General features: G+C 74.3%; 8 protein-coding genes and 1 tRNA gene. 3 read left to right on the top strand and 6 right to left on the bottom strand.

Annotated features, from left to right (window positions below):
- Nucleotides 1-53: 53 nt before the first annotated feature.
- The 5 genes from ACYVM4_RS01540 to ACYVM4_RS01520 all read right to left on the bottom strand — a co-directional run bounded on the left by ACYVM4_RS01540 (nucleotide 54) and on the right by ACYVM4_RS01520 (nucleotide 5789).
- Nucleotides 54-518, bottom strand: a complete 465-nt coding sequence (locus ACYVM4_RS01540; RefSeq protein WP_368820829.1) for a hypothetical protein — start codon at nucleotides 516-518, stop codon at nucleotides 54-56.
- 86 nt (nucleotides 519-604) lie between these two features.
- The gene (locus ACYVM4_RS01535; RefSeq protein ID WP_460667428.1) at nucleotides 605-829 is read right to left on the bottom strand and encodes a CstA-like transporter-associated (seleno)protein; all 225 of its coding nucleotides are present in this window, start codon (nucleotides 827-829) and stop codon (nucleotides 605-607) included.
- A complete protein-coding gene (locus ACYVM4_RS01530) occupies nucleotides 822-3149 on the bottom strand; it encodes a carbon starvation CstA family protein (RefSeq protein WP_460667427.1) in 2328 nt (775 codons plus the stop codon). The genes ACYVM4_RS01535 and ACYVM4_RS01530 overlap by 8 nt, the downstream gene beginning before the upstream one ends.
- 111 nt (nucleotides 3150-3260) lie before the next feature.
- A complete protein-coding gene (locus ACYVM4_RS01525) occupies nucleotides 3261-4244 on the bottom strand; it encodes an NAD(P)H-quinone oxidoreductase (protein WP_368820832.1) in 984 nt (327 codons plus the stop codon).
- Nucleotides 4245-4352: 108 nt separating this feature from the next.
- Entirely contained in the window at nucleotides 4353-5789 is a 1437-nt protein-coding gene (locus ACYVM4_RS01520; RefSeq protein WP_368820833.1) for a cryptochrome/photolyase family protein, read from the bottom strand.
- A gap of 95 nt (nucleotides 5790-5884) precedes the next feature.
- Between ACYVM4_RS01520 and ACYVM4_RS01515 the strand changes: the two genes are divergently transcribed.
- From ACYVM4_RS01515 to ACYVM4_RS01505, 3 genes are all read left to right on the top strand, one after another.
- Nucleotides 5885-5972: transfer RNA gene (locus ACYVM4_RS01515), tRNA-Ser, on the top strand.
- Nucleotides 5973-6134: 162 nt separating this feature from the next.
- Nucleotides 6135-8306: a bifunctional metallophosphatase/5'-nucleotidase gene (locus ACYVM4_RS01510; protein WP_460667426.1), complete on the top strand. Its 2172-nt coding sequence runs from the start codon at nucleotides 6135-6137 to the stop codon at nucleotides 8304-8306.
- A gap of 46 nt (nucleotides 8307-8352) precedes the next feature.
- Nucleotides 8353-10413, top strand: coding sequence for an ExeM/NucH family extracellular endonuclease (locus ACYVM4_RS01505; protein WP_460667425.1), 2061 nt, complete (start codon nucleotides 8353-8355; stop codon nucleotides 10411-10413).
- An 86-nt stretch (nucleotides 10414-10499) separates the two neighbouring features.
- Here ACYVM4_RS01505 and ACYVM4_RS01500 read toward each other — a convergent pair whose 3' ends face one another.
- Entirely contained in the window at nucleotides 10500-12464 is a 1965-nt protein-coding gene (locus ACYVM4_RS01500; RefSeq protein WP_460667424.1) for an FAD/NAD(P)-binding protein, read from the bottom strand.
- Nucleotides 12465-12500 lie beyond the last annotated feature (36 nt).

Genomic DNA, 12500 nt, shown 5'->3' with positions numbered 1-12500 from the left:
ATCCAACCATCAGCAGGCTGTCGGGTCCACCCCGGCCCCTGGGTGGGACGGGCTCAGCCCCGCCGCAGCAGCTCCTCCGCGCGCTCCACGTGCTCCCGCACCGCCTCCGCCCGGCGGACGACCGCGTCCAGGCGGTGGGCCGAGGACTCCTCGTCGGGGCGCACGAACCGGGCCATGGTGAGGGCCTCCGCGGCCTGGGCCATCGCGTTGCCGGCGCGGGACAGCTCGCGGTGGACGTCGTTGAGGTAGCCGCCCGGGGAGGCCGGGATGTCGTGGCTGCTGCTGGGCGCCGTGCGCTGCGCCGCGGCGCACACGGCCCGCACCTCCGGCAGCAGATCGGCGAGCGCGTTGGCGGTCGGCACCACGGACTGCGCGAGCGTCTTGTCCGGGAGGCTCTCGAGGATCTGGTGGAAGCGGTCCAGACCCCGGCGGAACCGGTCGTGGGCGCGGCGCCACACGCCCAGGCCGAGCTCGGCCTCGTCACGGCGAGCGGCGCGGTAGTCGCGCAGGAATGCCACGGGCGGTCCTTTCGAGAGGAGACAGTCCATCCTACGGCGCTCCGGCCCGCCTCCCGCGCGGGTGGCCGCCGGGGGGGGGCACCGCCTCAGCAGCAGCGGCCCTCGGGGTGGTCGTCCTGCCACGCGTGGTAGTCGCGCCAGAACTCGGCCTCGCTCATCGGCGGGTGCTCGCACCCGGTCGAGGCGTGGTACTTCAGGTAGTGCTCGTACTTGTCGCCCGTGAGCGCGATGCGGCCCATCCGGCCGACACCGTCCGCGATCCTCCGCAGGCCGATGCGCAGCTCGCGGCGCAGGGCCGAGGTGTCAGCCATGGCTGCGCCTCCGCGGCTGCGGGTGCGCGCGGTGGTACTCGGCCCACTGCCGCTCGAGCTCCTTCTCCGGGGCCGAGGCCACCAGGCCGGCGGGGGCGTAGATCTCCGCCGGCAGGTACGGGTCCTCGGTGTTCCGCCGGGACGGGTGGTCCGGGTCGTCGCGGTGGGCGAAGGCCTGCGCGGTGCGCACGAGGGCGGTGACGATGACGATCACCGCGAGCACCACGAACAGGATGGACAGCGAGCCCTGGATGAAGGTGTTGCGGATGACCGCGTCGATGGCCTCCGGGGTCTTCGCCGTTCCGAAGGTCTCGGCACCGGCGGCCTTCGCCGCGCGGAAGGCGTTGTGCTGCGCCCAGTAGCCCACCGCCGGCACGGACGAGAAGATCTTCAGGATCGACCCGTAGACCGTGATGACGGTGACGAAGGCGAGGGGCAGCGCGATGATCCACAGGTACTGGAAGGACCCGCGCTTGGCGGCGATGGTCAGGCAGACGGCGAGGGCGATCGCCGCGAGCAGCTGGTTGGCGATCCCGAACAGCGGGAACAGGGTGTTGATGCCGCCCAGGGGGTCGGTCACGCCCATGTAGAGGATCGCGCCCCAGCCGGCCACCATGATCGCGGTGGTGAGCCACGCGCCCACCCGCCACGAGGTGTCCTTGAACTTCGGGAACACGTTGCCCAGGGAGTCGGAGAGCATGAACCGGGCCACGCGGGTGCCGGCGTCCACGGCGGTGAGGATGAACAGCGCCTCGAACATGATGGCGAAGTGGTACCAGAAGCTCATCAGCCCGCCGCCGCCGAACATCTGGGACAGGATGTTGGCCAGGCCCACGGCCAGCGTCGGCGCGCCGCCGGTGCGGGAGACCACGGACTCCTCGCCCACGGCCCGGGCCGTGGACTCGAGCATGGCCGGGTCCACGTCCACGCCGGTGAGACCCAGCGAGTTCACGAACGCGGCCGCGCCCTCCACGGTGCCCTGCGTGACGGCGGCCGAGGAGTTCATGGCGAAGTACAGGCCGCGGTCGATGGTCACCGCCGCCACGAGGGCCATGATCGCCACGAAGGACTCCATGAGCATCCCGCCGTAGCCGATGAAGCGGGCCTGGCGCTCCTTCTCGAGCAGCTTCGGGGTGGTCCCCGAGGAGATCAGCGCGTGGAACCCGGAGAGGGCGCCGCAGGCGATGGTGACGAACAGGAAGGGGAACAGGGAGCCGGGGAACACCGGACCGTCGGATCGGGACGCGAAGACGTCCACGGCGGGGGCGGTCACCTCGGGACGGACGACGACGATGGCGATCGCCAGGAGCCCGATCACGCCGATCTTCATGAAGGTGGAGAGGTAGTCGCGGGGCGCCAGCAGCAGCCAGACCGGCAGGACCGCGGCGACGAAGCCGTAGATGATGATGCCCCACGCGATGGTGGTGCGCTCCAGGGTGAAGACCTCGGCCCAGGCGGGGCTCTCGGCGACCCAGCCCCCGGCGACGATGGCGAGCATCAGCAGCGCGAACCCGATCACGGAGACCTCCATGACCTTGCCCGGGCGCAGGTAGCGCAGGTAGACGCCCATGAACAGGGCGATCGGGATGGTCATGGCCACGGAGAACACACCCCACGGGGACTCCCCGAGGGCGTTCACCACCACGAGCGCGAGGATCGCGGTGATGATGATCATGATGGCGAGGGTCGCGAGGATCGCGGCCGTGCCGCCGACCACGCCCAGGTCCTCACGGGCCATCTGGCCGAGGGAGCGGCCGCCACGGCGCAGGGAGAAGAACAGGACGAGGTAGTCCTGGACCGCGCCGGCGAGGATGACGCCCACGATGATCCAGATGGTGCCCGGCAGATAGCCCATCTGCGCGGCCAGCACCGGGCCCACCAGGGGACCGGCGCCCGCGATCGCCGCGAAGTGGTGCCCGTAGAGCACCCGGCGGTCGGTGGGCATGTAGTCCTTGCCGTTGGCCTTGTACTCGGCCGGGGTGGCACGGGTGTCGTCCGGGCGGACCAGCTTGTCCTCGATGAACTTCGAGTAGAAGCGGTAGGCGATCAGATAGGTGGCCACGGCCGCGAAGACGAACCAGATGGCGTTGACGGCCTCGCCGCGGGCGATCGCGAGCATGAACCAGCCCAGGGCCCCGACGAGGGCGATCGCGACCCAGACGGCGATCTTCGCGGGGGTCCAGCGGCCGCCCTCGCGCTCCAGCGTCTCGGGGTCGAGGGCGGCCGGCGGCCGCTCGTCGAGGGCTGCGGGGGCGCCGCCGGCGGGCCCCGGTGGTGTGGTGTCCCGGGGCCCCCCGGGGGGCTGGTGGGAAGAGCTCATCGCAGGTCTCCAGTCGTGGGAAGGGAAGCTGTGGATCTCCTGGGAAGTCCGCTCCGAGTGTAGACCTGCCGTGAACCACGGCACAGGAGGCCCTGGCCGCGTCGGCCGCGCTCAGGGGACGAGCAGGACCTTGCCGATGTGCGTGCCGGAGTCGAAGTGCTCGTGGGCCCGCGCGACCTCGTCCAGGGGGAAGGTGCGGTCGACGATCGGGCGGACGGCCCCCGACTCCACGTGCGGCCACACGTGCTCCCGCACGGCGGCCATGATGCGGGTCTTCTCCGCCACGGGCCGCGGGCGCAGCGTGGTGCCGATCACGGCGGCCCGCTTGGCCATGAGCGTGCCGAGGTCCAGCTCGCCCGTGCGCCCGCCCTGGGTGGCGATGACCGCGATGCGCCCGCTGGTGGCCAGCGCGTCCAGGTTGCGCCCCAGGTAGGAGCCGCCCACGACGTCGAGCACGATGTCGGCGCCGTGCCCGTCCGTGAGCTCCCGCACGCGCTCGACGAAGTCCTCCCGCCGGTAGTCGATCGCCTCGGCGCCGAGCCGCCGTGCGGCGTCGGCCTTGTCCGGGCTGCCGACCGTGGTCAGCACGCGCAGTCCGAGCGCCCGGCACATCTGGATGGCGTTGGTGCCGATCCCGCCCGTGCCGCCGTGCACCAGGATGGTCTCGCCCTCGCGGGCGGCGGCGGCCATGAAGACGTTGGAGAAGACCGTGGCGCAGACCTCCGGCAACCCGGCGGCGGCGACGAGGTCCACTCCCGCGGGCGCGGGCAGGACCTGGCCGGCCGGGACGACGACCTCCTCGGCGTAGCCCCCGGAGTCCAGGAGGGCGACGACCTCGTCCCCGGGTGCGAGCCCGGCGCCGGCGGGCACCGCGGGGCCGAGCTCCTGCACCGTGCCCGAGACCTCGAGGCCGAAGACGCTCGACGCTCCGGGCGGGACCGGGTACTTGCCCCGCCGCTGCATGACGTCGGCCCGGTTGATCCCGGCGGCCCGGACCCGGATCCGCACGCCGTCGGGAGTGAGCTCCGGGGCGGGGACCTCGGCGACCGCGAGGACCTCCGGTCCGCCGGGGGTGGTCTCGAGCACTGCGCGCATGGTGGGGCCTTCCGGTCGGGGACGACGTGCGCTCCCATTGTGTCGCGGGGCCGGGACCCGGTCACCCGGCGTCGGCCCGTGGCGAACAGGGGTGCGCCGGTGCCGCGCTCAGCGGATCGAGGCGTAGGCGTCGAGGGCCCGTCCGCGGCTGGTCGGCAGGTCCACGACCGGCTCCGGGTAGCCCACCGACGGGCCGAGCAGGCCGGGCTCGTGCGGGTCCACGCCCTCGTCCCCGGCCAGCTCGGGGATCCAGCGGCGGATGTAGCGGGCGTCGGGGTCGAACTTCCGGCCCTGGGTCAGCGGGTTGAAGATCCGGAAGAACGGGCTCGCGTCCGCGCCGGAGCCGGCGACCCACTGCCAGTTCCCGGGCCCGCTCGCGGGCTCGGCGTCCACCAGCGTCTCCCAGAACCACTGCTCCCCGGCCCGCCAGTCGACCAGCAGGTTCTTGGTGAGCAGGGACCCGGCGACCATCCGGACCCGGTTGTGCATCCACCCTGTGGCCCGCAGCTGCCGCATGCCCGCGTCCACGAGCGGGAAGCCGGTGCGCCCCTCCTGCCAGGCCCGGACGTCGCCGGCGGCCTCCGCCGGATCCCGCCACGGGAACGCGTCGAAGGCCGGGCGGACGTGGCGCACGTGCAGGTCCGGCACCTGGTGGAGCAGGTGCCAGTTGAACTCCCGCCAGCCCAGCTCGGCCAGGAACTTCTCCAGTCCCTCGCTGCTCCCCTGCTCGGACCGGTGCCGGACGGCCGCGTCCCACACCGCGAACGGGCTGATCTCGCCCCACCGCAGGTGCGGGGAGAGCCGGCTGGTGCCGTCCCGGTCGGGCCGGTCGTGGCCCTCGGCGTAGCCCTCGACGCGGTCCAGGAAGTCGTCCAGGCGCTCCCACGCGGCCGCCTCCCCGGGCGTCCACGTCGCCGCCAGACCGGCCGCGCGCTCCGGGGACGGCACCAGGCCCCAGTCGTCCTGGTCCTCGGTGCCGGCGGCCGCCGCGACCTCCGCGGCGGCGCCCCGGCCCGCACCGGGCACGGGCAGCGGCTGCCGGATCTCCAGCGCCCGGAGCGCCTTCCAGAAGGGGGTGAACACCTTGTACGGGCCGCCGGCGCCGGTGCGCAGGGTCCACGGCTCGTGCAGGAGCGCGGCCTGGAACGAGTGCGCCTCGACCCCGTGCGCGGCGCACCACTGCTTCACCCCGGCGTCCACGGCGAGCTCGGGGCCGCCGTAGCGGCGGTTCCACGTGACGCCGCCCGCGCCCGTGCGCCCGAGGACCTCGGGCAGCACGTCCCCCGCGGGGCCGCGGCGCAGCACGAGGGGGATGCCCAGCTCCCGGAGGGACTCCCGCAGGGACCGCAGGGACCCGTCCAGCCACCACGTCGCGGCCGCGCCGAGGGGCCGGATCCCCTCGGACTCCTGGTCCAGGACGTAGAGGGCGACCACTGCGCCGCGCCGGCACGCGGCGTCGAGGGCGGGGTGGTCCGTGACGCGCAGATCGTCCCGGAACCACACGATCGTCGTCGTCCCGCGGTCGGGGCTCTCGGGTGCGTCCACGCGCTCACCCTAGCCGGGGCTTTGGCGGCGTTCCAGGCGCCGTGGAAGAATGGGCTGCGCGCTCCGCCGCCCCACCGGGGAACGGTCGAGCGCGGGGAAGGTTGTCCGAGCGGCCTAAGGAGCCGGTCTTGAAAACCGGTGTGCGGTGACCCCGTACCAAGGGTTCAAATCCCTTACCTTCCGCCCCGCACGAGGCCCCCGCCGCGAACCCGCCGGTGGGGGCCTCCGCGCATGCCGGGCCCCGCGCGGCGCGGGCCGGAAGACGTCGCTGTGTCGTGGCCCACCGTTCACCTCTGCGTGCTCCAATGGGGACAACGAACCGCCGCGCCCCCCGGAGGACCGCCCATGGCACCCCAGAAGCACCGTCCCGCCCTGCTCGCCGCGCTCGCCGCCGGCGCCGTCGTCACCTCGTCCGGCCTGGTCCTCCCCGCGGCGTCCGCCGAGGAGACCAGGGCCCCGGGCACCTCGGTCCCCGCCGCGGATCCGACCGCCGCCGGGGAGACGGCCGTCGATCTGCTCTACTTCAACGACTACCACGGCCGGCTCGGCTCGGACCCCCTCCTCTTCGCGGGCGCGATCGAGCAGCTGCGCGCGGGAAACGAGGACGGCACGCTGCTGCTGTCCGGCGGGGACAACGTGGGCGCCTCCGAGTACGTCTCGGCCGTGCAGCAGGACGACCCCACCCTGGACGTGCTCGACGCGCTCGGCCTGGACGCCTCCGCCGTGGGCAACCACGAGTTCGACCGGGGCGCGGACGACCTGACCGGCCGCATCACCGAGCGTGCCGACTTCCCCTACCTGGCGGCCAACGTCACCGGCCCCGACGGCGAGCTCGTCACCGAGGCGTCCGCGACGTTCGACGTCGACGGCGTGCGCGTGGGCGTGGTCGGCGCCGTCACCCAGCAGACCGCCACGCTCGTCTCGCCCGGCGCGATCGAGGGCATCACCTTCGGCGACCCCGTCGAGGCCGTCAACGCCGAGGCCGGGCGGCTCGAGGAGGACGGGGCCGACGTCGTCGTGGCCGTCTACCACGAGGGCGCCGCGGACGCGTCCGACGCCCTCGGCGACCGGCTGGTGACCGGCACCAGCGCGACCGTGGACGTCGTGCTCAACGGGCACACCCACGAGGTCTACGACGAGGGCGTCGACGCGGACGGCGACGGCGACCTCGACCGCGCGGTCCTGCAGGCCGGCTCGTACGGCGGCAGCCTCGGGCGGATCTCCCTGAGCTACGACGCGGCCGCCGACGACGTCGACCTCACCACCGCGGTGCTGGCCGTCGACGAGGTCGTCACCGCGACCGAGCAGGAGCTCGTGGCCCGGTACCCGCGCGTCGCGGAGGTCGCCGGGATCGTCGCGGCCGCCGAGGAGGTCGCCGTGGAGCGGGGCAGGACCCCGGTCGGCGAGATCACCGGGGACATCACCACCGCCTACGGTCTCCGCGACGGGAAGCCGGCCCGCGACGACCGCGGCGCCGAGTCGAGCCTCGGCAACCTGGTCGCCGAGTCCATCCGCGACAGCCTGGACGAGTCGAACGGCGTGCAGATCGGCCTGATCAACCCCGGCGGCCTGCGCGCCGACCTCCTGTGGGCGGACGACCCCGCCCGGGTCATCGACGGCGAGCGCGACGGCGTGGTGACGGAGTCCGAGGCCAACCAGGTGATGCCCTTCGCCAACAACCTCAGCACCGTCACCCTCACCGGCGAGCAGTTCGAGCGGGTCCTCGAGCAGGAGTGGCAGCCCGCCGGGGCGTCCCGGTCGTATCTGCAGCTGGGCCTGTCCGAGAACGTCTCCTACACCTTCGACGCCGCCCGCCCGGCCGGCGACCGGATCACGTCGATCACGGTCGACGGGCAACCCGTCGACCCGGCCGCCGAGTACGTGCTCGGCTCCGTGTCCTTCCTGGTGGAGGGCGGCGACAACTTCACCGCCCTCACCGAGGGCACCGACGTGACCGACACCGGCCGGATCGACCGCGACGCCTGGATGGAGTACCTCGCCGACCGCTCCGCGGACGCCCCGATCGCCCCGGAGTTCGACCGCCGGTCCGTGTCCCTGGCCGGCGCGGCCGCCGGGGCCTGCACCGTGGGCTTCGAGGTCTCCCAGCTCGACATGACCTCCCTGGGCGCCCCGGCCACCACGTCGCTCTCCGTGCGCGAGGGCGGCCCGGAGGGCACCGGGATCGGCACCGCGGCCGTCGCCGACGGCGCGGCCACGGTCTCCGTGGACACCTCCGAGCTGACCGGGGGCGCGCCGGTGTGGCTCGTCGCCGAGCCCACCGGCACGCAGGTCCGCGTCCCGGAGCAGGTCCTGGACCTGGCCGACGGCTGCGCGCCGGCACCGGCCCCCACCGACGGGCCCGGCGAGGGGCCGGCGCCGTCCGAGGAGCCCGCGCCGGGGCACAAGCCCGGCACGGGCCACCCCGGGAAGCACCCCGGGCAGGGCGAGCCCGGCAAGGGCGTGCGGGAGCACGGCTCCGAGCGCGCCCGCTCCGTCCTCGGGCGCCTGTTCGGCTGAGCCCTCCCCGCCCCCCTTCTCCCTCCCCCGACCGAAGGAACTCCCCGTGCAGAAGCTCTTCTCCGTGCCCCTGAGCGCGGCGGCGGCCGCCGCGCTGCTCGCCGCGCCGCTGACGGTCCCCGTCCACGCCGCCCCGGAGCCCGGGCCGGGCGTCCCGCCGGTGGAGCTCCCGGTCCGGGGGATCCAGGGCACCGGGGGTACCTCCCCGGTGACCGGGCGGGCCGTGACCACCCGCGGCGTCGTCACCGCCGTGTACGCCACCGGCGGCCTGAACGGCTACCACGTCCAGACGCCCGGCACCGGCGGGGACCTGGACGCCTCCGCGCACGACGCCTCCGACGGGGTGTTCGTGCACTCCCCGGACACCGCGGGGACCGTGCAGCCCGGCCAGCACGTCGAGCTCACGGGCACGGTCGCCGAGCACCACGGCCAGACCCGGATCAGCGTGCGCGCCGACGGGCTGCGCGTGCTCGACGAGCCGGCCGAGGAGGTCGAGCCCGCCGCTGTCGGCTGGCCCGCGGACGAGGCGGAGCGCGAGGACCTCGAGGGCATGCTGCTCGACCCGTCCGGTGAGTTCGTGATCACCGACAACTACGCCCTGAACGGGTACGGCGAGATCGGCCTGGCGGCCGGCACCACCCCGCTCGTGCAGCCCACTGCCGTGGGCGCGCCCGGCTCGCCCGAGGCCGCCGCGCAGGCCGCGGACAACGAGGCCCGGGGCGTCCTGCTCGACGACGGCGCCACGACCGACTACGGCAACGTCGCCAACGCCTCGGTCCCCCTCCCCTACCTCTCCCCCACGACGCCGATGCGGATCGGCGCGCCCGTCGACTTCGTGGCGCCCGTGGTGCTCGGCTACTCGTTCGACGAGTGGCGCCTCCAGCCCACGACGCACCTCACCGGGGAGAACCCCGAGGACGCGCCCGTCATCGCCGAGAACACCCGCACCGCCGCCCCGGAGGACGTGGGCGGGGACCTCCAGCTCGCCACGTTCAACGTGCTGAACTACTTCACCACCACGGGCGACGAGCTGACCGGCTGCAGCTACTACACGGACCGTGCCGGCGACCCGATCTCGGTGCGCGGGGGCTGCGACGCCCGCGGCGCGGCCGAGCAGGAGGACCTGGAGCGCCAGCAGGCCAAGATCGTGGCCGCGGTCAACGCCCTGGACGCCGAGGTCGTGTCCCTGGAGGAGATCGAGAACTCCGCGAAGTTCGGCAAGGACCGGGACCAGGCGCTCGCCGACCTGGTCGGTGCCCTCAACGCCGCCGCCGGCTCCGAGGTCTGGGCGTACGTGCCGTCACCGGCCGAGCGGCCCGCCGTCGAGGACGAGGACGTCATCCGCACCGCGTTCATCTACAGGCCGGCCGCGCTCGGGACCGTGGGCGAGTCCGTGATCCTCCAGGACGAGGAGAACTTCGACAACGCCCGCGAGCCGCTGGCCCAGACGTTCCGTCCCGCCGGCGGGGACGCGGGCGACGACTTCACCGTGGTCGCCAACCACTTCAAGTCCAAGGGCTCCGCCCCCTCCACCGGCCCCAACGCCGACACCGGGGACGGCGCGGGCGGCTGGAACGCCGACCGCACCGCGCAGGCGCAGGCGCTCGTGGCGTTCGCCGAGCAGCTGGAGTCCACGCAGGGCACCGACCGGGTGCTCCTCACCGGCGACTTCAACTCCTACGACCAGGAGGACCCGATGCGGGTCCTGCACGACGCCGGCTACGCGAACCTGGCACCCGAGGGCGAGCACTCCTACGCCTACGGCGGGATGGTCGGCTCCCTCGACCACGTCCTGGCCTCCCCCGCCGCGGCCGAGATGGTCACCGGCTCGGACGTCTGGGAGATCAACGCCCACGAGTCCGTGGGCCTGGAGTACAGCCGGCACAACCACAACGTGGTCGACCTCTACGCTGCCGACCCGTACCGTGCCTCCGACCACAACCCGGAGGTCGTGGGCCTGCGCACCGGCGCCGAGGATCCGGTGGTTCCGCAGAAGCCAGGCCGGGGCGGCTCCGGCGAGCACCCCGGCCGCGGCGCGCCCGGCCGCGGCGTCGCGGAGCACGCCGCCGACCGCGCCCGGGAGGTGCTGCAGGGCCGCTTCGGCTGAGCTGCCCCCGGCCCGTGACCGGCCACGGGGTCCCCGGCCCGCCACGGATCCCGTGGCCGGCCGGGGTCCCCGTGGCCGTGCCCTTCTCAGCGCGGGGCGGGAGCCGGGGCCAGCACCGCCGCGGCGGTGCGGTCGGCGTCCGCCAGGGTCCGGGCGCCCAGCTCCGCGGACGCACCGGCCTCCGCGGCGATCGCCACGCCCCACTGCACGGCCGAGAGCTGCAGGCCGAGCACGAGGACGCCGGGCTCCACGCCGCCGTCGACGCGCACGGCACGGTACGGCGGACGGCTCACGTCCAGCCCGGTGCCGGGCACGGTCGCGACACCGTCCCGGGTCTCCATCGCCCGGACCCGCACCAGGCCCTCCCGGTGCATCGCGGACAGCAGCGGCGAGATGTTGCGCCGGACGTCGTTGGGCGGGGACATGGCCTCCACGAGGTGCTCGGCGCGGAACGGCTCGTCCTTGACCCAGGGGGAGCTCGCCACGAACCGGCCCGCCTCCTCGTCCACGAGGAACTGCGGGTCCGGGCCCAGGAAGCGCACCACGCCGGCACGGGCCAGCGCCGCCAGCTGCTGGGTCCGCAGCACCGGCGGCCCGGAGGCGAGGCCCTCCACGAACGGCTCGAACGCGCGCCGCAGCTCGTCGGTCCAGGAGGCGTCGCCGATGCCGATGTCCGCGAGCACGGCCTTGAGCACGGTGCGCGCGGCGTTGAGCGAGGCGACGGCCATCTGCAGCGGGTCGTCCTCACCGGCCAGCGCGCCGTGCACGTCCCGGTCCAGGTGGTGGACCAGGGCCGCCGCGTACTCGTCGTGGGAGCCGAAGCTGAGCCCCTCGAACGGGCGGGCGAGCCGCAGGGCGTTGAGCTGCCGGCCCGGGACCACCGCGGACGCGATGAGCCGCTCGGCCCGGGACGTCCACGGCCCCTCGGGGTGGTCGTCCCCGGTGCTCAGCACGGCGTCGAAGCGCGCCAGGAACTCCTGGGGATCGGTCTCGAAGGCGTCCGGGGCGGTCCGCGCCAGGACGGTGTAGTAGTTCCACTGGGCGTCCTTGCGGATCAGCGGATACAGGTCCGCCTCGAAGGACAGCGGTCCCTCCGCCCGCGCCGCGAGCGCCCGCACGGCGTCGAGGGTGAAGAACCGGGTGACGAGGGAGGCGGCGTAGTAGCCCTCGAGCACGGCCTTGGAGCGGTACGGGGCACCGCGGCGGGAGCCGGCCACGATCACGGGCTCCCGCCCGGACGGGTGGTAGACGTAGCGCTCCCCGTCCTGGGTGTAGATCCCGCCGCGGCCCTCGGTGACCTGGGCGAGGACGTCGCAGAAGTTCAGGCCCATGCCGCGCACCAGCACGGTGCGCCCGGCGGGCAGGGCGTCCCAGTGCACGTCGGCGGGCACGGCGGGCGGCCAGTAGGTCAGCCCCAGCTCGGCGGCGCCGTCCACGAGCTCCCGCTGGTCGGGGCGCAGGTCGGCGTCGAGATGGCCCAGGGCCAGCACCACGGCGTCCGCCGGGAGGTTCTGCCCGCCGCTGATCTCCACGTCGTAGCGGTGCCGGGCGTGCTCCCGCACGTGCACGCCGACGGCCTCGGCCCGGTGCACGACGAGCGGCACGGTGGGCGGGAGGGCGTCCTGCAGCGTGCGGAAGACCCAGGAGAGGTAGACGCCGTACATCCGCCGGGAGGGGTAGGACTGCGGCGTCATCCGGGTCAGGTGCGCGGCGTCGTCCGGGTCCACGGCGATGGTCCCCGCCACGGCGGCGAGCCGCCAGTGCTCGAAGCTCATGTTCCGCAGCGGCTCGAGCGGGTCCACGGGCAGCACCCCGTCGTCGGCGATCACCGTGGGGAACACCGAGGGCGTGTTCATGAGGTACAGCGGGGACTGGTTCGTCCGCCACACGTGCCCCGGACCGGGCGGGAAGGGGTCGACGACGTCGATGCGCACCCGGGTGCCGAAGGCCGCCGCACGGGCCGCGAGCCGCTCCACCACCGACAGCCCGCGCGGGCCGGCCCCGATCACGGTGACTCGTCGTTCGGTGCCTGGCCTGCCCGTTGCGCTCATGAGCCTCAGGATATCGATCCGCGCACGGGGCCACGG

The organism is Kocuria himachalensis (genome assembly GCF_054784195.1).
This window is presented reverse-complemented; position numbering and strand designations above follow the sequence as displayed.

Bases quoted from the DNA above. Each gene is read 5' to 3' on its own strand.
- ACYVM4_RS01530 (WP_460667427.1), bottom strand. From the start codon at position 3,149: ATGAGCTCTTCCCACCAGCCCCCCGGGGGGCCCCGGGACACCACACCA.
- ACYVM4_RS01500 (WP_460667424.1), bottom strand. From the start codon at position 12,464: ATGAGCGCAACGGGCAGGCCAGGCACCGAACGACGAGTCACCGTGATC.
- ACYVM4_RS01525 (WP_368820832.1), bottom strand. From the start codon at position 4,244: ATGCGCGCAGTGCTCGAGACCACCCCCGGCGGACCGGAGGTCCTCGCG.
- ACYVM4_RS01535 (WP_460667428.1), bottom strand. From the start codon at position 829: ATGGCTGACACCTCGGCCCTGCGCCGCGAGCTGCGCATCGGCCTGCGG.
- ACYVM4_RS01510 (WP_460667426.1), top strand. From the start codon at position 6,135: ATGGCACCCCAGAAGCACCGTCCCGCCCTGCTCGCCGCGCTCGCCGCC.